The sequence below is a fragment of the Pseudomonas brassicacearum subsp. neoaurantiaca genome, assembly GCF_013608025.1.
Classification (GTDB): Bacteria; Pseudomonadota; Gammaproteobacteria; order Pseudomonadales; family Pseudomonadaceae; genus Aquipseudomonas.
Map to the genome: position 1 here is coordinate 55,361 of NZ_VDLV01000048.1, position 20,276 is coordinate 75,636.

Below are 20,276 nucleotides of genomic sequence, written 5' to 3' on the forward strand. Positions count from 1 at the left end.
AAAAATCCTCGTATCGAAAGATACGGGGATTTTTTTTGCCTGCGAAAAGTGCCAATCACATCAAGTCATCGTACAACCTGCCGATAACCCGCCTACAGGGCATGGACCGACGCCCTTACTTCTGGCCAACAACAAGAAAAGGCGCCCGTTATGTTTCTTCGTCAATTGAATATCGCACCCCGTGCCGCGCTGGGTTTCGCCTTGATCGCCGTGTTGGTGGCATTACTCGGGGTGTTTGCGCTGGGGCAGATGTCCAGTATCCGCGACAGCGAGGTTGCGGTGGAGACCCAGTGGCTGCCCAGCATCCGCGGCGGTGACGAGATCCGCGAGCTGATGCTGCGCATCCGCACCATTTCCCTGCGCATGGCCTTGGACCAGGATCCGAAGAACATCCCGGTGTATCGCGGCCAGATGGATACCCGCGATAAAGAACTGAGCGAAAAGATCGCCAGCTACGACAAGCTGGTCGTCACACCGGAAGGCAAGGCGCTTTACGACCAATTCAAACAGACCTTCGCCGCCTACCGCTCGGGCATCGCCCAGTCGTTCACCTTGGCGGAGCAGGGGCGTCGGGATGAGTTGATCAAGCTGTTGCTGGTGGACATGAAAACCGTGGTGGATGGCTCGGGCAAGCAGCTCAATGATCTGGCGGAGTTGTTCTCCAAGCAGGTTTCGATCGAGAGCCAGAAGTCCCAAGAGCATTACGTCAATTCGCGAATGATCGTCAGCCTGTTCGTCGTGCTGGCCGCCCTGGCCACGGTTGTGCTGGCGATGTTGTTGACTCGCAGCATCGTCAAGCCTTTGGGCGAGGCGTTGAATGCAGCCGAGAATGTGGCGCGGGGCGATCTGACCCGGCCCATCGAGACCCATGGCAACGATGAAGTGAGCCGCTTGCTCAAGGCCTTGGCGACCATGCAGCAGAACCTTCGGCAAACCCTGCAGAGCATCAGCGGCTCGGCAACGCAACTGGCAACCGCTGCCGATGAGCTGAATGCCGTCACCCTCGATAGCACCCAGAGCCTGCAACAGCAAAACAACGAAATCGAACAGGCTGCCACCGCCGTCACGGAAATGACCACCGCAGTGGAAGAAGTCGCACGCAACGCTGTCTCCACCTCCGATGCCACCCGCCAATCCAGCGAGTCGGCGACGTTGGGCCAGGAGCGGGTCAGCGACACTGTCGAGGCCATCAGCGCGCTTGCCAGTGATGTGCAGGTGACCGGTGGCCTGGTGCAGTCACTGGCGAGCCAGTCCCAGGACATCGGCAAAGTGCTGGACGTGATCCGGGCCATTGCCGAGCAAACCAACCTGTTGGCGCTCAACGCAGCCATCGAAGCGGCCAGGGCGGGGGAGAGCGGTCGTGGTTTTGCGGTGGTCGCCGACGAGGTGAGAGCGCTGGCTTATCGCACGCAGCAATCGACCCAGGAAATCGAGCAGATGGTCCAAGGCATGCGTAACGGCGCGACCCAGGCGCTTGACTCGATGCAAGCCAGTTCCAGCCGTGCGGCGAGCACACTGGCGATGGCGGAGCGGGCGGGCGAGGCATTGCAGACCATCACCGCGTCAGTGCACCAGATCCACGAGCGCAACCTGGTGATCGCCAGCGCCGCCGAGGAACAGGCGCAAGTGGCCCGCGAAGTGGATCGCAACCTGGTCAATATTCGTGATTTGTCCGTGCGTTCGGCCACTGGCGCGGACCAGACCAGCGCGTCCAGCCACGAGCTGTCGCAACTGGCGAATTCGCTGCGCACGATGGTGCAGCGGTTTCAGGTTTGATCGGTGGATAGATTGGACAGTGATTCTGCCCGAGATTAAGTATTGACCATGCCGCCCTCATCGCGAGCAAGCTCGCTCCCACAGGATGACCGCGATCAACTGTGGGAGCGAGCTTGCTCGCGATGACGGTGGATCATCCAGCATCAATATTGCTGATCCGGCGCCATCGTCAGTAAGACCTCAGTGCAACTTCAACCGAGGCTCAGTCCCGCGGCCGATCTTGCTGCCCAGCATCAGCATCGCCGTGCGGAACATTCCGTACAGCGCCATCTGGTGCATGCGATACAGCGACACGTAGAACATCCGCGCCAGCCAACCTTCGAGCATCACGCTGCCGGTCAGGTTGCCCATCAGGTTACCCACCGCCGAGAAGCGCGACAGCGAGATCAGCGAGCCGTAGTCGGTGTATTTGTATTCAGGCAGGGCCTTGCCTTCGATCCGCAATTTCAGCGATTTCGCCAACAGCGAGGCTTGCTGGTGCGCGGCCTGGGCGCGCGGTGGAACGTTGCGGTCGCTGCCCGGTTGCGGACAGGCGGCGCAGTCGCCGAAGGCAAAGATGTTCTCGTCGCGAGTGGTCTGTAGCGTCGGCAGCACTTGCAGCTGATTGATCCGGTTGGTCTCCAGCCCATCGATATCCTTGAGGAATTCCGGCGCACGAATCCCGGCCGCCCAGACCTTCAGGCTCGCGTCGATCACTTTGCCATCCGCCGTAACCAGGCTGTCAGCGGTTACCTGGCTGACGGCTGCGTTGGTCATGACGTTGACCCCAAGTTTCTCCAGGGTCTTGTGCACCGGTCCGCCGATACGCTCAGGCAGTGCCGGTAGGACCCTCGGCCCGGCTTCGATCAACGTGATGTGCATGTTCTCCGGTTTGATCCGGTCGAGGCCGTAGGCATGCAGTTCGTGGGCGGCGTTGTGCAGCTCGGCCGCAAGTTCGACACCGGTCGCACCGGCGCCGACGATGGCGACGCTGATGCGCTCGACGATATCGGTCTGTCCGGCATGGGCGCGCAGGTAGTGATGAAGCAATTGCTGGTGGAAGCGCTCGGCCTGTTTGCGGGTGTCGAGGAACAGGCAGTGTTGCGCCGCGCCCTCGGTGCCGAAATCGTTGGTGGTGCTGCCGACGGCAATGACCAGGGTGTCGTAGCCCAGCTCCCGGGCCGGCAACAGCTCGACGCCCGCCTCGTCATAGGTGGCGGCGAGTTGGATTTTCTTGTTCTCGCGATCCAGGCCGCTCATGCGCCCGAGCTGGAACTCGAAGTGGTTCCATTTCGCCTGGGCGACGTAGTTGAGTTCGTCTTCGGAGGAGTTCAAGGAACCGGCAGCCACTTCGTGCAGCAATGGCTTCCAGATGTGGGTCAGGTTCGCGTCGACCAGCATCACGCTGGCCGTGCCGCGCTTGCCCAGAGTCTTACCCAGACGGGTAGCCAACTCCAGGCCGCCGGCGCCGCCGCCAACGATGACAATACGATGAGTCATGGGGATATCTCGCAAGGCTAAAGGAATTCGGTGCCGTTACCCGAGCGAGCGCTAAGCGGCTCATAGCGTCAGGTAACTGATCAGTCGGCTCAACAGGCCCAGGCCGATGGTCACGGCCAGTACCACCACCAGGAGCATCCACGGCCGGAAAGGCCGGCGCTCGACTCGGTGCTGGGACAGTTGCAGGTACTCTTCGACATGCTTCTGGTCATCTGGGTTCAGGCGACTGGTCATAAAGGCCTCGTCAGGTAGACGTTGCGGGATGTGAAGACGTTACAGCGTCCGGCTATCCAGCGTTGAAAGCCGCATAGCCGCTCGCCGGAACGGGTTCGATGATCAGGCTGTCGTCCAGGCGAATGATTCCACTTTTTAACACTCGGGCCGTGATTCCGCCATGGCCGCGTACCGCCTGGAACGTGCCTTCGCCAAGATTTCGCTCCAGCCGTGCGCAGGGCTGGCACCAACCGGTGGTTTCGAAAATGGCCTGGCCGATGCGAAAGCGCCGGCCCTTGAGGCTGAACAGGTTGATCCCGCTCACTACAATGTTGCGCCGCAGCTCCTGCGGCTGCACCGGCTGATCGTCGGGACGGCCCATCAGCGAGCTGATCACGGCCAGGTGCTCCCATTGGATCAACGTCACCTGCCGGGCATTGCGCACGCCGGGGCGGGCATGATCGCCGGTGAGACCTGCCTCCAGGCGCGCCTCCACGGCGTCCAGTTCGATCATCGGCGCATGGCCCTGGGGTCGCACGCCGATCCAGCGGACGCGGCCCTGTTGCGGCACGGCGGCGATCAATTCCTGCAAGGGGCTCACAGGCTGATCCCGACATCGAAGACGATGCTGCGACCCAGGTTGCCCCGCAAAAAATCCGGTGCATCGGGATGGGCGAACAGTACGCGGGCGAACGTCGGCCCCACCAGTGACAACGAGCGCCAGCCCTGGCGCAGGTATTCGGTCGGCGGCGGGAAATGGCTGTTGAGGTCCAGCACTTCGCGCTTGAGACTGGCGAACGCGATGATGTCCAACTCTCCCAGGTCCATGCCGCGCTCGGTGTAGTTGTGGGCTTTCTTGCGCAAGGTCGGCGCCAGCCTCATCAGGAATTCGTTGGCCGGGATCCGCCGGGGCTTGGCTTCGCGGCGCACCAGTTGGCTCAAGGAGAAGGCGCTGCGGCGCCGCTGCAGTTCATCGCGCCATTCGTCATTGAGGCGGCGGCCTTCGTCGAGCACAAAAAACACTTCGAAGTTGGCATCGCGGAACAAGACGTCTGGTGGTTCCCCGGCTGGCGCGAACTCGTCGCCGCGATAGGGCACGTTCAACCCTTGCAGGAGGCGCTGGCAGACCCAACGCTCACGCTCCCATTTGCGGGCATTGGAGAGAAAGGCGTTGGCCTGCTCGGCGGCGATCGTCAGCAGGCGTAAGTAATCGGAATCATCCATGAGCCCAAGCTTAGCGTTCAAATGTGTTGATAAAAAATAAAGCGTGTCGCCAAGGGGCAAATTTTCACTCAGGCAGGGCCTGGTGGGAGGTCCTGTTCAGCCTGACGCGCCAGCCAGGCGCAAAACAACTCCAGTTTCTTGCTGTGTTGGGCACTTCGCTTCGCCAGGTAGACATAACGGCTCGGATGAAAGCCAAACGGTGCCATCAGGCGGCCAAGGCGAATGTCGTCGGCCACCAGATGCCAAGGGGCGACGCAAATCCCCAGGCCGGCAATCGCCGCTTCCAACGTAAAGTAATAGTGCTCGTATTCCAGTCCGGTCGGGGGCGTGCCCCGGTAGCCAACCGCGTCGGCCCAGTTTGCCCAGGCGTCTGGACGCGTTCGGGTATGCAACAGCGGATGCTTGAAGATCGAGTTCACATCGGTGAGTTGCAGGCGTGCGGCTAATGCGGGCGACAAAACGATGCCCAGTCGTTCAGGAAACAGCACAACAGTATTTTCTTGTTCGCCAATAGCGTCCTGTTCGGCGGTGATCATCACGTCATAGCGATCTCGGGCCGGATCCGCCCCAGCAACCGGTGAGCTCAAGCGAATCTTGATATCCGGGTAAGTCGAGTTGAAGTCGAACAGACGAGGTATCAACCACTTGACGGTAAGCGTGCTGAAGCAGGAAACGTCCAGAGTGCCTGTCGCGGTATCCCGGACCCGGCCCACTGCCGCCTCGATCTGGTCCAGCGCGGCCGTCAACTGAGGCAAGAGTTCTTTTCCGGCAGCGGTGAGTTGCGGCTTGTTCTTGGGCCCTTCGAACAGATCGACGCCAAGGCTCAGTTCCAACTGGCGCACCTGGCGACTCACGGCGCCGGGCGTGACGGACAGCTCTTCGGCAGCGGACGTCATTTTGCCGAGTCGAGCCGCGGCCTCGAAGGTACGCAACGCATTCAATGGGGGGAGGCGACGTTTCATGAAGTGACTTTAACTCAAATACTTTGGCCGCATAAATCGTTATCAGCGGGCGGCAGGTTTGCTCAGAATCGCCGGGCTTGCGCTTATCTGCCGACCGTTCGGGTGGCGGAGCATTCCCGAGTCCAATTGAGAGCACCTCACATGCCATTTGTTCGTACAGCTGTCATCAAAGGCACCAGCCAGCAACAACGCCAACGCATCGTCGATGGCATACACCAGGCGTTGGTCGAAAGTATCGGTATGCCCCAGGATGAATTGTTCAACCTGGTGACGGACTACGATCCGCAACAATTCTTCTACAGCCGAACTTTCAACGGGGTGGCCCGTTCAGACAATTTGATCGTGATTGAGATTACGATGCGCAGAGGCCGCAGCGATGCGATGAAGCGCGACCTCTACAAAAACATCGCTGACAATCTCGCCGTCCAAGCCCAGGTTCGCCCGCAAGACGTGTTCATCTTCATGCATGAAAACGACTATTCGGATTGGTCGGTGGGCTTTGGAAAGTTTGCAATGGCGCTGGTGCAACAGCCTGCAAGTATCGCTACCGAATAGCGAACGAACGGCGCGTTGGACCGGTGCTCGAATCCGCGCTGTACCGTGTCCACGTTTTCGCAGGAGTCGCCATGATCGGTGCCGAATTGCTCTCACCGCAGACCCTGGCGGTCGGTTGGCTCAGCTATGTGCCGGTGCTGGCGTGGGCGGTGGCGCGGGCACCGTGGGTCGAGCTGTTTACCGACAGCCGTCGCCAGCATTTGCTGTTCGGCACGGTGCTGGCGTTGTTCCTGTTGTGGCTGGTACGACGAGATTTCGACACGGGCGTCTCGTATCACTTCCTTGGCATGACCGCCGTCACTTTGCTGCTGGACTGGCCGCTGGCGATCCTCGGTGGGCTTTGTGCGCAGCTCGCGCTGGTGCTGCTGGGCCGTCAGGACATGATGGCAGTCGGCATCAATGGCGCGCTGTTGATTCTCCTGCCGGTGCTGATCACTGAATGTTGCGCTGTCCTGGTGGAGCGGGCCCAGCCGCGCAATCTGTTTGTGTATATCTTCTGTTCCGGGTTTCTCGCCGCCGCGCTTTCGGCGTTGGGATGCCTGCTGCTGGGGCTTGGCCTGCTCTGGTACGACGGCATTTTCGTCATGCCGTACTGGCTGGAAGATTTCATCGGTTACCTCTGGCTGATCATTTTTCCAGAGGCTTTCATCAACGGCATGGTGGTCAGCGCGCTGGTGGTGTTCAGTCCCGAATGGCTGGAGACCTTCAACCGCACGCGCTATCTGTCGGCGCCCTGGAACGACGAAGACAAGCCTTGATTCACGTCAAGGCTGCACTGTCTGCCGCGCTGCATGCTTTGGAAAATTTCCAGGAGTGCAACCATGAGTGTTTATGAGTGGGCGAGGCAAGAAATCCGGCGCAGTCACGACGCGGCCATGGAGATCGGCTTTGATCCGGGCTTGAGCCTGCGGGCCTTGCTCAGCGCAATCGTGCAGCAGAGCAAGACCGTACGCAGTGCCGACGATTTGGCCGATGAATTGAGTTTTCTCGCGGAGAACCTCGACGACAGCCAGGATTACGGGTTCATGCGGCCTTAGAGGGTGAATGCTGCCCACTAGGAAAACGATGATTCTGTGGCGAGGGGATTTATCCCCGTTGGGCTGCGCAGCAGCCCCAAAAAAGCTGAATGCAGTCAATCCGAAACATCACTGTGTCAGGTTTCAGGGCTGCTATGCAGCCCAACGGGGATAAATCCCCTCGCCACAGTGATTCAGGCCAGGCCTTAGTGCTGCGAGCGGGGATTGAAGTCTTCGCTGAACAATTCATCCTCGGCATCCGGGGCGACGGGGATCTTGTGTTCTTCCGACGCCCAGGCGCCAAGGTCGATCAGCTTGCAGCGATCCGAACAGAACGGCCGGAATTTGCTTTCAGGGGTCCATTCGACCGGGGCGCCACAGGTTGGGCAATCAACGATTGGGGGTTGGCTCATGGTTGGCCTCCACGCAAGGTAAGGTAAAAGTGATGCAGGCGCTCGACCTCGCTGTGTAGCCAGGCGAGGTCGCGGTCGTTGACCAGCACATCGTCGGCATGGCTCAGGCGATCCTGGCGACTGGATTGGGCCTTGAGGATCGCCTGGACCTGCTGCTCGCTGGTCTGGTCGCGCTGCAAGGTGCGTTCGACCTGCAATTGTTCAGGTGCGTCGATCACCAGGATCCGCTGGGTCATGGCGTACTGCCCCGACTCGATCAATAGCGGTGAAACCAGGATCGCATAAGACGATTTTGCCTGGGCCAGATGATGGGCGATCTCTTCGGCGATCAGCGGGTGCAGCAGCGCTTCCAGCCAGCGGCGCTCTTCGGCATTCTCGAAGATGAGCGTGCGCAGCGCGGCGCGATCCAGCGCGCCGTCCGCCTGCAGCACACGCGCGCCAAAGTGTTCGGCGATTTTTCCTAGCGCCGGACGTCCGGGTTCGACGACCCAGCGCGCTGCATGGTCAGCGTCGATGACGTGCACGCCCAGGTCGATGAAGTGCTGGGCCGCCGCGCTCTTGCCGCTGCCGATGCCACCGGTCAGGCCGAGAATCCAGGTTTTTTCCGCGGAGCTGTTCATTAGAAACCGACTGAGTGCCAATAGAAGTCGGTTATTTGACCACCCCAGAGCAAGGCAATCCAGCCGGCAATGGCCAGATAGGGTCCGAAGGGGATTTGCGTCGATGTCGGTGCGTTGCGCATGCGCAGTACGACGACGCCGACAACCGCGCCCACCAGCGAAGACAGCAGCAGCGTCACCGGCAGGATTTGCCAGCCGCCCCAGGCGCCCAGCATCGCCAGCAGCTTGAAGTCGCCATAGCCCATGCCTTCCTTGCCGGTCAGCAACTTGAAGACCCAGAACACCATCCACAGCACCAGGTAACCGGCCACCGCGCCCCATAACGCCTGGTTGAGGGACACGAACAGCCCGAAGCTGTTGACGATCAAGCCCAGCCACAACAAGGGCAGCACGAGGGAATCGGGGAGCAATTGATGCTCGGCGTCGATCAGGCTCATCGACAACAGGCCCCAACTCAGCACCATCGCCATCGCCGCATGCCAGCCGAAGCCGAAATGCCAAGCGACGAACGCCGACAGGGCACCACAGGCCAGTTCGGTCAACGGGTAACGTTTGCCGATGGGGGCGGCGCAATTGGAGCAGCGCCCGCGCAATACCAAGTAACTCAGCAAAGGAATATTTTCCCAGGCGCGGATGCGGTGGCCGCAGTGCGGGCATTGGGAGTGGGGCAGCATCAAGTTATAGATCGGACCGGGAGCTTCGGCCGGAAGCCCCAGCAAATCCTGTGCTTGCAGGCGCCATTCACGGTCGAGCATCTTCGGCAGGCGCCATACCAGTACGTTGAGGAAACTGCCGATGATCAGCCCGAGCAGCAGTGCCGTCAGCACGAAAGCCAAGGGGTAAAGCACGAAGAATTCGCTCAAGGGCATGTCAGATCGCAGAGCCGAGTTGAAAAATGGGCATGTACATGGCAACCACCAGGCCACCGACGACCACCCCCAGGACCACCATGATGAAGGGTTCCATCAGGCTGGTGAGGTTGTCCACCAGATTATCCACCTCGGCTTCATAAAAACTTGCCACTTTGTCGAGCATGTCGTCCAGTGCGCCGGATTCCTCGCCAATGGCCGTCATCTGGATCGCCAGGTTCGGAAAAATACCGGAAGCACGCATGGAAAAATTCAACTGCATGCCGGTGGAGACATCCTGTCGAATGCGTTGCACCGCACGCTTGAACACCACGTTGCCGGTGGCGCCCGACACCGAGTCGAGGGCTTCGACCAGCGGCACGCCGGCGGCGAATGTCGTGGACAGCGTACGGGCATAGCGGGCCACGGCGGACTTGTACATCAGAGTACCTATCAAGGGCAGCTTGAGCAGCCATTTGTCCCGCCAGTCACGAAACGCCTGGGAGCGCTTGAGTGCATGTTTAACGCCGAAAAACGCACCGACCAAACCGCCAAGCAGCAGCCACCACCACTCCTGCATGAATTCCGACAGGCCGATGACCATCAGCGTGAACGCCGGCAATTTTGCGCCAAAGCCGGAAAATACCGACTCGAACTGCGGCACGACCTTGATCAGCAGGATGCTCGTGACCACGGCCGCGACCGCTACCACGGCCGCGGGATACGTCATGGCTTTCTTGATCTTGGCCTTGAGGGCTTCGCTTTTTTCCTTGTAGGTCGCGACACGGTCCAGCAACGTATCGAGGGCACCGGCCTGCTCGCCGGCGTCCACCAGGTTGCAATACAACTCATCGAAATACTGCGGGCATTTACGCAACGCCGCGGCAAAGCTGTTACCAGCGGCGACTTCCTGTTTCACCTCGTCCACCAGCTTGCGCATGTTGGCGTTGTCGAAGCCTTCGCCAATGATGTCGAAGGCTTGCAGCAATGGCACGCCAGCCTTGAGCATCGTCGCCATCTGGCGCGTGAAGAGGGCGATATCCAACGGCTTGATGCGCTTGCCCTTGCTGAATATCGAGGTGGATTTCTTGCGCACCTTGCCTGGATTGATGCCCTGTTTGCGCAGTTGCGCCTTGATCAGCGCCGGGCTCTGGCCGGTCAGTTCGCCGGACATTTTCGTGCCTTTGCGGTCCTTGCCTTCCCACACGTAGACGTCGGTTTTTACAGCCTTGACCGCCATGTTCAATCCTTGGTGACCCGGTTGATTTCTTCGAGGCTGGTGATGCCTTGCATCACTTTGACCAGCCCCGACGTACGCAGGTCGTTGAAGCCGTCCTTACGCATTTGCAGGTCGATTTCCAGGGAGTTGCCCTCGGCCATGATCAACCGTTGCAGCTCGGGCGTGTTCTTGACCACTTCGTATACCCCCACGCGACCTTTGTAGCCGTTGTTGCACTGTTCGCAACCGACCGGCTCATAGATCGTGAATGAGCCGATGCGTTCCCGGGGGAACCCTTCCTTGAGCAAGGTTTCCTCGGGAATCTCGATGGCTTTCTTGCAATGCGTGCACAATTTGCGCGCCAGGCGCTGGGCGATGATCAGGTGCACCGCGGTGGCGATGTTGAACCCCGGGATGCCCATGTTGTGCAGGCGGACCAGGGTTTCGGCGGCGCTGTTGGTGTGCAGGGTAGAGAGCACCAGGTGCCCGGTCTGGGCGGCCTTGATGGCGATCTCGGCGGTTTCCAGGTCGCGGATCTCGCCGACCATGATCACGTCCGGATCCTGGCGTAGGAACGAGCGCAGGGCATGGGCGAAATCCAGGCCTTGGCGCGGGTTCACGTTGACCTGGTTGATGCCTTCCATGTTGATTTCCACCGGGTCTTCGGCGGTGGAAATATTAATATCCACGGTGTTGAGGATGTTCAGGCCGGTGTAGAGCGACACGGTCTTGCCCGAGCCGGTCGGCCCGGTCACCAGGATCAGCCCCTGCGGCTGCTTGAGGGCTGCCATGTACAGGTCTTTCTGTTCCGGCTCGTAGCCCAGGGCGTCGATACCCATTTGCGCACTGGAGGGGTCGAGGATCCGGATCACCACTTTTTCGCCCCAGAGCGTGGGCAGGGTGTTGACCCGGAAGTCGATGGACTTGGTCTTTGACAGGCGCATCTTCAGGCGACCGTCCTGGGGTTTGCGCCGCTCGGAGATGTCCAGGCTGGCCATGACCTTGAGGCGCGCGGCAATGCGGTTGGCCAGTTGGATGGGAGGCTTGGCGACCTCCCGCAGCATGCCGTCGGTGCGCACCCGGACCCGGTAGGTTTTTTCATAGGGTTCGAAATGCAAGTCGGAAGAGCCGCCCTTGATGGCATCCAACAGCATCTTGTTGACGAAGCGCACCACCGGCGCATCGTCGCCATCCTGCCCGACGATGCTGTCCTGCTTGCGGTCATCGATAGACTCGATGTCCAGGCCGTCGAGGTCGACATCGGCCATGCCTTCCAGGCCTGTACTGCTGGACTCAAAGAACTTTTCAATCGCATCGCTGAGCTTATCGTCTTCCACCAGGATGGCTTCGGTGGTCAGGCCGGTGCTGAACTGGATGTCGTTGATGGCCTGATGATTGGTGGGGTCGGAAATGCCCACGTACAGCTTGTTGCCACGCCGCCACAGCGGCAGGGCATGATGCTGGCGCACCAGTTTCTCGCTGACCAGGCCGGTGGGCTGGTTGTCTTTGTCGAGGCTGTTGAGGTCCAGCAGGGCGATACCGAAATGCTCGGAGGCGATTTCCGCTACCTGCCGGCTCTGGATCAGTTTGTTCTGCACCAGGTAACTGACCAGGGGCGTGCGATTGCGCTGGGCCTGTTGATAAGCCCGTTGCGCGCTTTGTTCAGAGATCAGTTCGGCCAGCACCAATTGCTTGGCCAGGCCGCTGAGGGCAATGTCATTCATGGGAATACCGGACGCGGACTGTTCATGATTTATAGCCTAGTCAAGCATATGCGCCTGACCAGCGAGCAGAGGTGACAAAAAGCGTCAGATAGTGCGGTTGTTGGGGTAGGAAGTTGGACCATTGCGGAGGGAAGGGTCTTGGCTGGCTGGGCTTCTACGGGTTGGCATGTGCCGTGCAATGGCCGCTTCAGGTCATGAGATTTCGGCTCATGCGTGGGAGATGTCTATGGATAAGCAAAAGGGTTTTACGCTGATCGAGCTGCTGATCGTGGTGGCGATCATTGGTATTTTGGCGACGTTTGCGTTGCCGCAATATTCGAAGTATCAGGCGCGGGCGAAGGCGACGGCCGGGTTGGCGGAGGTGTCGGCGTTGAAGGTGCCGTTCGAAGATGTGTTGAACCAGGGGACTAACCCAACCTTGGCCAATATTGGCGGCACATCGCCTACGAGCAATTGCACCTTGACTGCTTCAGGAACCGCAGCAGATGGAGTGGGCACCATTGCGTGTACGCTGCTGAATGCGCCAGCCCCTGTTCTAGGCAAGGCGATTACGCTTTCCCGTTCTGCACAAGGTGTCTGGACTTGCGGTTCCACGGCTGCGCAGGAATATCTTCCGGCAGGCTGCACAGGCGGTGCAGCTGCTCCTGCGGCAGGGGGCGCAGGTTAACAGCTGAGCGAGACCGACCCAAAGCCCCGTCCCAGCGGGGCTTTGTCGTATCTGAGGAGAGCAATCCTGATCTTAAAAATAAACCTCAAGAATTCATAAGCTTAGCAAACCACCAAAACCCGCAAGTTGCATGTACCAAATCCCCCGGTCATGCAATTTGCATGATTGCGAAAACAACCGCTTCGCTTAACTAGCTGATTTATAAAGTTATTTCTGCTGTTTCAAAACTGGCACAGCCTTCGCACTACTCCTGACAACCTGCCGCGATTCACTTTCGGCAGTTTCTGAGAAAAACAGGAGTTACTCGTATGAAGAAGTTCGCTATCACTGCCGCTGCTGCCACTGCACTGACCCTGTCCATGGCTAGCGCTTTCGCCGAGACCACTCAAGCAACTCAGGCCCCGATGATGCTGGCTGCGGGCGAAGCAACAAAAGCCAAGGAAGAGGTTTCCGACACCTGGATCACCACCAAGGTCAAAGCTGACCTGGTCACCGAGAAAGGCATTCCAGGCTCTGACATCAAGGTTGAAACCAACAAGGGCGTTGTGTCCCTGTCTTCCACTGTTGCTGTGACCGACGCGCAGAAAGACACCGCCGTCGCGATTACCAAGAAAATCAAAGGCGTCAAAGCCGTATCGGCTGATGGCCTGAAATCCGAGTAAGGAAAGGCTTCTCGCCTGGACGGGAGAAGGCGCGGCAAACGGGCTGGGTTATACGTCTGCCGTCGCTTTGGAGTTCATGCGAAAGGCCACATGGACGTGGCCATTGCAGGCCCCCGGCATTCGTGCCGGGGGCCTGTTCTATTTTGGGAGAGAGAGAATGTGAGCCAGTCAGAGAGACCGGGTTGCCCCCATCGCGAGCAAGCTCGCTCCCACATTTGATCGCATTCTTCCAGAAACAACCCGGCCCCTGTGGGAGCGAGCTTGCTCGCGATAGAGTCGGGACAGTCACCGCCCACGCTTGCTGGTAATCTGCACCAGCCGATTCCCCTCGAAGCGCAAGTATTGGTACATCCCGCTGTTGGGCCCGTAGGTCCATTCCTCTACCGGATATTCCTCTCGGCGATTGACGCTGCGTTTGTAACCCAAGTCATCGCGAGCCACAGGCTGACCACATTTTTGCAGCACCTCGCTCGAACGATCCCCAACGCTGATCAACTGGCTGCCGCAGCGCAATGTATCGGCTGAGGCCTGGCCGACTGCGAGCAGCAGGCTCAGGCTGAGTCCGTACAAATACTTCATTTCATTCCGCGTCCAAATGCATTGGCGTGATGACGGTACCGTCTTTTTCGGCTTGGCCCAGGCTTGCGTCGATGAAGTACACCCGGTCATCGGCCAGCTTGCCTTTGTCCACCAGGAAATCCTTGATGCTGCTGGCGCGCTCCTGGCCCAGTTCACGCAGCAGCAGGTCACTGCCGCTCCAGAACTTGATGACGCCTTCACGGAGTTTTTCGATCCGGGCCTTCTTGTCCAACTGCGTCCATTCAGCCGGTGGCTGGGTTTTCAGGCGTGTGCGGTAGATGCCTTCCAGCAAGGGAGGCTTTTCATCTTCCGGTACTTGCAGCAACGAAGCCTTGGCCGGGACCTTGTCGCCCCGGCGCTGTAGCATCTTGTAATAGGTGTATTGGTATTCGCGTTCCAGGCGCTGGCCGGCGAGCAGCGGACCGTCGCTGCTTTCGGCGGCGGTGCCTTCGATTTCCAGGCGCAGTTCCGGACGCTTGCCCAAGGCTTCGGACAGCTTGAGGAGCACGCTTTCGTTTTCCTTGCTCAAGTCGCTGGACCCCGGCGCGAATGCCACGCTCCCCAAGTCTTCCGAGCCACCGCCGGACACCAGCCCGCCGATGAGCTTGAACGGTGCCTGGGCCGCGCGTACCACGAGGTTGCGCAGGGTCTGCCAGACAATCGGCATCACGCTGAACTGCGGGTCGTTGAGGTTGCCGGAAACCGGCAATTCGATGGTAATCCTGCCCTCGGAGTCCTTGAGCAAGGCGACGGCCAGCTTGAGCGGCAGGCTGACGGCGTCTGGACTGTCGACCTTTTCACCCAGTTGCAATTGCTCGACCACGACTTTGTTGTCGGCCTGGAGCTGGCCCTTGGTGATCCGGTAATGCAGGTCGAGATTGAGCCGGCCCTTGCGGATGCGATAGCCGGCGAACTTGCCGGAGTAGGGCGTCAGGGTGGTCAGCTCGACCCGTTTGAAACTGGTGGCGATGTCGAGGCTGGCCATCGGGTCGAAGGGGTTGACCGCACCCTTGATCGTCACCGGCGCGTAGCGGTCGACCTTGCCCTTCACATCCACGCTGGCCGGTTTGGCCTGGCGGCTGTCGATGGTGCCGATTTCACCGTTGAGTTGCTGGATGGCCGTGGCGAAGTTTGGCGTCAGGCTGAAGTCGGCGAAGTTGGCCGAGCCATCGTTGATGGCGATACCGCCAATATGAATACCCAGCGGCTTATCCTTCGAGGCCGGTTTGGCCGCCGTGTTCTTCGCAGGGCCATCGGCCGGCTGTGGAATCAACAGGTCGTCGACGCTGGTGGTGCGATCTTCGTTGATCATGAAGCGTGCATAGGGTTGGAACAGGTTGACCTTGTCGATCGACAGGCTGTCGCCATGCTGGTAATTCAGGCCCTGGACTTCCAGGCGCTGCCACTTGAGAAAGTCGCGGGTCTTGAGGGTGTCGAGGGTATGCAACTGATCGACCTGGGCGCGGCCGGTGATCGCGAATGCCAGGGGTTCGGTGCTCTTGAGGTCTACCGCCAAGTCACTGCCGAGCATCCCGGAGCGCAGTTCCAGGCGGATGAAGGGGGTGATGTAGGCCTGGGCGACCCGCAAGTCGATATCCTGGGTCTTGACGTTCAGTTTTGCAGTGATTGGGTTCAGGTTGACCACGCCATCGGCGAGGATCTTGCCTTGTTTGCCGAGCCCGGTGTCCAGCTTGAGATTGAAAGGCGAGCCGTTGAGGGTGTCGTAGTTCTGCAGGTCCAGATTGAGTGGGCCGACCTCCAACGCGACGGCCGGCTGTGCCTGGCGGTCGGCCAGGTGCACTTGGTAATTGCGCAGTTGCACGTCTTTCAACAGCACCTGCCACGGCTTGCTCGGCGCTGTCGGCTCAGGCTTGGGCGAGTCGGCGGCTGCCGGTGCCGACGCCGGTTCGACCTTGGCCTTAGGCTTGGCTGGCTGGCTGGCGAAGAGCTTCTGCCAGTCCAGTTGTCCGTCCGCTTCGCGCGCGGCCCAGGTTTCGAGCTTCTGGCTACGGACCTTGCCGACGATGACTTGCTGCTTCGCCAGGTCCAGGGAGGTTTCGCTGACGTCGAGACGTTCAAGCCTTGCCAGGGGACGGCCATCAGGTGCCTTGATGGCGAAAGGGGCAACACTGATAGCCGTGTTGTTCAAGAGCAGTTCCGTGCCCTTGGCGAGGTTGAGTTTGTAGTCGGTGCTGAGGTTCAGTACACCGTTTTCCAACACCAGAGGCACCGCGTCACGCACGTAGGGCCACCAGGCTTTCATTTGGCCGTCGGTAACCTTGAGCGTCCCTTCGGAGGCAATCGGTGCGAGGCTGAAGTTGCCTGTCCAATCGATCTGCCCGCCTGCGGGGCCCGCGGCGACCAGGGTCATGTCCGCGCTGTCGTCGGGCAGGGTGCTGAGGTTTTTCAGCTCGAAATCGAGGGTGTCGTAGAGAAACTCGATGGGTTCGCTGGGCCGCAGGTCCTGGAAGTGAACGTAGCCGCTGGCAAGCTTGATCCTATCCACGCGCAAGGGGAATGGCTTGGCCTCGGGATCGGCCGGGGTTGGCTCGCTGGGCGGCAGCTTGAACAGGCCCAGCAGGTTCAGTTGACCGTTCTTGGCGAACACCACTTCGGTCTTCGGCTTGTCGAGCTCGATGTCGGCCAGGTGCAGGGCGCCGGACCACAGGCTGTCGAGCTGCAGGTTGGCGTAGAGGCGTTCGAAACCGACCTGTTCCTTGCCCGGCTCGCCGACCATCAACCCCCAGACCGTCACTTCAAGGCTGAAAGGATTGAGTTCGATGCGCTGGATCTGGGCCGGCACCGTCGCGTGGGCGGCCAGTTGCTGGTTGGCGATACGCAGGGCAATGCCCGGCAAGATCAGGAAGCCCAACAGGCTGTAGAGGGCCAATGCGGTCAACAGGGCGCCGAGAGCGCGAATCAATCCTTTGGGCATGTGTGGCTTCATCTGGTGTGAATCGGAGTGCCTTGGAGTATGGCATGCGTTTACGGTTCCGAAGCCACTGTGTTTTATGAGAATTGTCCGTTTTTTGTGAGATTGCTGAGGCTAGCTCAGAATTGCAGAATCAAGGTTTTCAGCGGCGGCTGCCTATCCCGTGACGGAAAGTCGTCGCCGGGTGCCAGCGCGCTCCATTCGCGCACCGGCCGACCGATCTTCTGCGCGCACCGCAACACCTGTTCGCGCCAGTCGTCCATGGAGATCTTTGCCAGGTTGTTGCAGCAGATCAGCACGCCATCGTCGGCGGTGGTGAGCAACGCTGGCTTGAGCAAGCTCTGGTAATCGCGCAACAGATCGACAGTGCCAAAGGCGCTTTTGGCCCAGGCGGGCGGATCAAGTAGCACCAAGTCATATTGGCGCGGTTCCAGGCGAACATAGCTGGGCAGTTTCTGCCCACGCCGCTGGCTGATGGGCAGGCCGGCGAGTTGACGAATCGCCGGGAAATAATCTGACTGCACGAACTCCATCGTCGGCAGCTCCGGATTGAGCAAGCCGTTCTCGCGTCCCACCGCCAGGTTGCCTTCGGCGAAGTCCAGGTTGCAGACCTCCCGCGCTCCGCCGGCTGCGGCACTCAGGCCCACGCCGCAGGTGTAGGCGAAGAGGTTCAGGACGCTTTTGCCCCGGCTGTGGTCCTTGACCCAGCCGCGCGCGTTGCGCAGGTCGAGGAACAGCAGCGGATCCTGGCCGGCGTGACGCCCGCGAACGCGGTAGTTCAAGCCCCATTCGTGCCCGATCAGGTCTTGCAGCGCAGCCTCGTCAGCCTGGTACACGCTGTCCTGGCGGTCGACACGGGAGTTGCCCCGGGAGCGATCGTTGTAGACCAGCAGGGTGTCCAGGCCCAGGCGTTCATTGACGATGCCGCGCAGTTGCAGCAGCGCATCACGCTCCAGCGACTGGTGAAAGCTCTGGACCAGCAATTGTGGGCCGTAGCGGTCGACGGTCAGGCCGGGCGCCCCTTCCTGGCTGCCGTGAAACAGGCGATAGCAGTCGGTGCCTTGCCGGTGCAGTTGGTCGAGCAGGGCCTGGCGCTGATCGAGGGCGGCGCGCAGCGCCAGATTCAAGGAAGACATGCCGGGCGCGCCTTAGAGAAATGAAGCGCGGGAGTTTAGCAGTTATGGCTGATCGGGTTTGGGGTTGCACAAGGTAGGAGTCAGACACCGTCCTGTGGCGAGGGAGCTTGCTCCCGCTGGGTTGCGCAGCGGCCCTAGGATTTTTGGGAGTGCTACGCACTGGAGCGCCAGCCCGGTCCAGCGGGAGCAAGCTCCCTCGCCACGGGTTCTTGTGTTTGGCTTAACGATTCAGGCGCTTGTCGATCAAACCCTCCACCACGCTCGGGTCGGCCAGGGTCGAGGTGTCGCCGAGGCTGTCGAGTTCGTTGCAGGCGATCTTGCGCAGGATCCGTCGCATGATCTTGCCCGAACGAGTCTTGGGCAGGGCCGGCGCCCACTGGATCAGCTCCGGTTTGGCGAAACTGCCGATTTCCTTGCTGACATGGGCCAGCAATTCCTTCTTCAGCTCATCGTTGGCCTCGACACCGTCCATCGGCGTGACGAAGGCATAGATACCCTGACCCTTGAGATCGTGGGGATAACCGACGACCGCCGCTTCGGCAATACTGTCGTGTAGCACCAAGGCGCTTTCCACCTCGGCGGTGCCGATACGGTGGCCCGAGACGTTGATGACGTCGTCGATGCGTCCGGTGATCCAGTAGTCGCCGTCCTCGTCGCGGCGGGCGCCGTCACCGGTGAAGTAATAGCCGGGGTAGGGCTTGAAGTACGTTTCGACCATGCGCTGATGATCGCCATAGACGCTGCGAATCTGCGCTGGCCAGCTCGATTTGATCGCCAGCACACCACTGCCCGCGCCGCTGATTTCCTTGCCAACCTCATCCAGCAGCACCGGTTGCACGCCGAACATCGGTCGCGTGGCGCAACCTGGCTTGAGCCGTGGCGCGCTCACCAGGGGGCTGAGCATGATGCCGCCGGTCTCGGTCTGCCACCAGGTATCGACAATCGGGCAACGTTGTTCGCCTACAACGTTGAAATACCATTCCCACGCCTCCGGGTTGATCGGCTCACCGACACTGCCGAGCAATCGCAGGCTCTTGCGAGACGTTTCCTGCAGGGGCGCGGCGCCTTCGCGCATCAGGGCGCGCAACGCGGTCGGCGCGGTGTAGAAAATATTGACCTGGTGTTTGTCGATCACCTGCCAGAACCGCGAACTGCTCGGATAACTCGGCACGCCCTCGAAAATCAGTGTGGTGGCACCGTTGGCCAGCGGGCCGTAGACGATGTAGCTATGGCCGGTGACCCAGCCGACGTCGGCGGTGCACCAGAAGACTTCATTGTCGCGGTAATCGAGGACGTACTTGAAGGTCATCGCCGCTTGCAGCAGATAACCGCCAGTGGTGTGCAGCACACCCTTGGGCTTGCCGGTGCTGCCGGACGTGTAGAGGATGAACAACGGGTCTTCGGCGTCCATTGGTTCAGGCGGGCAATCGTCGCTCACCTCATGTGTGGCCTGGTGATACCAGAGGTCCCGACCTTCGACCCAGTTCACCTCGCCCTGGGTGCGCTCGACCACCAGCACGGTGCTGACGTTCGGGCAGCTTTCCAGCGCCTTGTCGACGTTGCGCTTGAGCGGTATGAAGCGCCCACCGCGCACACCTTCGTCGGCGGTGATGACGGTGCGGCAATCCGCATCGAGTATCCGGTCGCGCAGCGAATCCGGCGAAAAGCCGCCGAACACCACCGAATGCACCGCACCAATACGTGTGCAGGCGAGCATCGCGTAGGCCGCTTCCGGAATCATTGGCATGTAGATGCAGACCCGGTCGCCTTTCTTCACGCCACGGCTTTTCAGCACATTAGCCAGTCGGCATACGTGATGGTGAAGTTTTCTGTAGCTGATTTCTGCCGATTCGGCGGGATTGTCGCCTTCCCAGATGATCGCGGTCTGGTCGCCGCGGGTCGCCAGGTGACGGTCGATGCAATTGGCGCTGACGTTCAGCGTGCCGCCGGCGAACCAGCTCGCGTCGCCGTTCTTGAGGTCATAGCGCTGGACGGTCTGCCACGGGGTCATCCAGTCGAGAAAGCGCGTGGCCTGCTCGGCCCAGAAGGTGCTGGGGTGTTCGATGGATTCTTTGTAGAGCCGCTTGTACTCGTCCTGACTCAGTTGCGCAGCCCGGCGGACGGCATCGGCGTGGGGGTACTGGCTGATATCGAACATGACGGTTCCTTATTCTTGTTTTGCGACAAGATATAAAGATGCGCCCAGTAAATATCCAGTTCAAGTTGTAGATAGAACCAATGTGGGAGCGAG

General features: G+C 60.2%; 19 protein-coding genes and 2 pseudogenes. 7 read left to right on the plus strand and 14 right to left on the minus strand.

Going from position 1 to position 20,276, the window contains the following annotated elements; translation table 11 throughout:
• Window positions 1-150: 150 nt before the first annotated feature.
• Both FHK92_RS28195 and FHK92_RS28200 read left to right on the plus strand, forming a co-directional pair.
• Window positions 151-921: pseudogene (locus tag FHK92_RS28195) on the plus strand (MCP four helix bundle domain-containing protein); the annotation flags it as partial.
• 207 nt (window positions 922-1,128) lie between these two features.
• Window positions 1,129-1,776 (plus strand): annotated as a pseudogene (locus FHK92_RS28200) (methyl-accepting chemotaxis protein); the annotation flags it as partial.
• A 180-nt stretch (window positions 1,777-1,956) separates the two neighbouring features.
• Here FHK92_RS28200 and FHK92_RS22385 read toward each other — a convergent pair.
• From FHK92_RS22385 to FHK92_RS22405, 5 genes are all read right to left on the minus strand, one after another.
• Window positions 1,957-3,255 carry an NAD(P)/FAD-dependent oxidoreductase gene (locus tag FHK92_RS22385; RefSeq protein WP_030140263.1) on the minus strand — a complete coding sequence of 433 codons (1,299 nt, stop codon included), beginning with the start codon at window positions 3,253-3,255 and terminating at the stop codon, window positions 1,957-1,959.
• Window positions 3,256-3,315: 60 nt separating this feature from the next.
• Complete coding sequence (locus tag FHK92_RS22390) at window positions 3,316-3,489, minus strand: DUF3094 domain-containing protein (RefSeq protein ID WP_003185543.1); 174 nt, start codon at window positions 3,487-3,489, stop codon at window positions 3,316-3,318.
• Between the two features lie 52 nt (window positions 3,490-3,541).
• The gene (locus FHK92_RS22395) at window positions 3,542-4,069 is read right to left on the minus strand and encodes an MOSC domain-containing protein (RefSeq protein ID WP_181290030.1); all 528 of its coding nucleotides are present in this window, start codon (window positions 4,067-4,069) and stop codon (window positions 3,542-3,544) included.
• Complete coding sequence (locus FHK92_RS22400) at window positions 4,066-4,692, minus strand: DUF1780 domain-containing protein (RefSeq protein ID WP_181290031.1); 627 nt, start codon at window positions 4,690-4,692, stop codon at window positions 4,066-4,068. Before FHK92_RS22400 ends, FHK92_RS22395 begins: the two co-directional genes overlap by 4 nt.
• Before the next feature lie 68 nt (window positions 4,693-4,760).
• Window positions 4,761-5,654, minus strand: coding sequence for a LysR substrate-binding domain-containing protein (locus FHK92_RS22405; protein ID WP_181290032.1), 894 nt, complete (start codon window positions 5,652-5,654; stop codon window positions 4,761-4,763).
• A gap of 141 nt (window positions 5,655-5,795) precedes the next feature.
• Between FHK92_RS22405 and FHK92_RS22410 the strand changes: the two genes are divergently transcribed.
• The 3 genes from FHK92_RS22410 (at window position 5,796) to FHK92_RS22420 (ending at window position 7,246) form a co-directional block, all read left to right on the plus strand.
• The gene (locus tag FHK92_RS22410; protein ID WP_181290033.1) at window positions 5,796-6,209 is read left to right on the plus strand and encodes a tautomerase family protein; all 414 of its coding nucleotides are present in this window, start codon (window positions 5,796-5,798) and stop codon (window positions 6,207-6,209) included.
• A gap of 71 nt (window positions 6,210-6,280) precedes the next feature.
• Complete coding sequence (locus FHK92_RS22415) at window positions 6,281-6,967, plus strand: energy-coupling factor ABC transporter permease (RefSeq protein ID WP_181290034.1); 687 nt, start codon at window positions 6,281-6,283, stop codon at window positions 6,965-6,967.
• Between the two features lie 63 nt (window positions 6,968-7,030).
• On the plus strand, window positions 7,031-7,246 hold the full coding sequence (locus tag FHK92_RS22420; RefSeq protein WP_181290035.1) for a hypothetical protein: 216 nt from the start codon (window positions 7,031-7,033) through the stop codon (window positions 7,244-7,246).
• A gap of 185 nt (window positions 7,247-7,431) precedes the next feature.
• Here the strand turns inward: FHK92_RS22420 and yacG are convergent, their stop codons facing one another.
• Genes yacG through pilB form a run of 5 tightly spaced genes read right to left on the minus strand, consistent with a single transcriptional unit; the run spans window position 7,432 to window position 12,049 of the window.
• Complete coding sequence (gene yacG / locus FHK92_RS22425) at window positions 7,432-7,638, minus strand: DNA gyrase inhibitor YacG (protein WP_181290036.1); 207 nt, start codon at window positions 7,636-7,638, stop codon at window positions 7,432-7,434.
• On the minus strand, window positions 7,635-8,258 hold the full coding sequence (gene coaE, locus FHK92_RS22430; RefSeq protein WP_181290037.1) for a dephospho-CoA kinase: 624 nt from the start codon (window positions 8,256-8,258) through the stop codon (window positions 7,635-7,637). Before coaE ends, yacG begins: the two co-directional genes overlap by 4 nt.
• Window positions 8,258-9,127, minus strand: a complete 870-nt coding sequence (locus FHK92_RS22435; RefSeq protein ID WP_181290038.1) for a prepilin peptidase — start codon at window positions 9,125-9,127, stop codon at window positions 8,258-8,260. The genes coaE and FHK92_RS22435 overlap by 1 nt, the downstream gene beginning before the upstream one ends.
• A 1-nt stretch (window position 9,128) precedes the next feature.
• On the minus strand, window positions 9,129-10,346 hold the full coding sequence (locus tag FHK92_RS22440) for a type II secretion system F family protein (RefSeq protein ID WP_181290039.1): 1,218 nt from the start codon (window positions 10,344-10,346) through the stop codon (window positions 9,129-9,131).
• A 2-nt stretch (window positions 10,347-10,348) separates the two neighbouring features.
• Complete coding sequence (pilB, locus tag FHK92_RS22445; RefSeq protein ID WP_181290040.1) at window positions 10,349-12,049, minus strand: type IV-A pilus assembly ATPase PilB; 1,701 nt, start codon at window positions 12,047-12,049, stop codon at window positions 10,349-10,351.
• A gap of 226 nt (window positions 12,050-12,275) precedes the next feature.
• Here pilB and FHK92_RS22450 point away from each other — a divergent pair, with 226 nt between their 5' ends.
• Together FHK92_RS22450 and FHK92_RS22455 are read left to right on the plus strand one after the other, a co-directional pair.
• Window positions 12,276-12,716 (plus strand): pilin, encoded by a 441-nt coding sequence (locus tag FHK92_RS22450; RefSeq protein ID WP_181290041.1) that lies wholly within the window; start codon window positions 12,276-12,278, stop codon window positions 12,714-12,716.
• 308 nt (window positions 12,717-13,024) lie between these two features.
• Entirely contained in the window at window positions 13,025-13,378 is a 354-nt protein-coding gene (locus tag FHK92_RS22455; RefSeq protein WP_181290042.1) for a BON domain-containing protein, read from the plus strand.
• 285 nt (window positions 13,379-13,663) lie between these two features.
• Here the strand turns inward: FHK92_RS22455 and FHK92_RS22460 are convergent, their stop codons facing one another.
• The 4 genes from FHK92_RS22460 to acs all read right to left on the minus strand — a co-directional run bounded on the left by FHK92_RS22460 (window position 13,664) and on the right by acs (window position 20,183).
• Window positions 13,664-13,957 carry a DUF2845 domain-containing protein gene (locus FHK92_RS22460; RefSeq protein ID WP_181290043.1) on the minus strand — a complete coding sequence of 98 codons (294 nt, stop codon included), beginning with the start codon at window positions 13,955-13,957 and terminating at the stop codon, window positions 13,664-13,666.
• Between the two features lies 1 nt (window position 13,958).
• The gene (locus tag FHK92_RS22465; RefSeq protein WP_181290044.1) at window positions 13,959-16,892 is read right to left on the minus strand and encodes a DUF748 domain-containing protein; all 2,934 of its coding nucleotides are present in this window, start codon (window positions 16,890-16,892) and stop codon (window positions 13,959-13,961) included.
• 116 nt (window positions 16,893-17,008) lie between these two features.
• The gene (locus tag FHK92_RS22470; RefSeq protein ID WP_181290045.1) at window positions 17,009-18,025 is read right to left on the minus strand and encodes a class I SAM-dependent rRNA methyltransferase; all 1,017 of its coding nucleotides are present in this window, start codon (window positions 18,023-18,025) and stop codon (window positions 17,009-17,011) included.
• Between the two features lie 220 nt (window positions 18,026-18,245).
• A complete protein-coding gene (acs, locus tag FHK92_RS22475; protein ID WP_181290046.1) occupies window positions 18,246-20,183 on the minus strand; it encodes an acetate--CoA ligase in 1,938 nt (645 codons plus the stop codon).
• Window positions 20,184-20,276 lie beyond the last annotated feature (93 nt).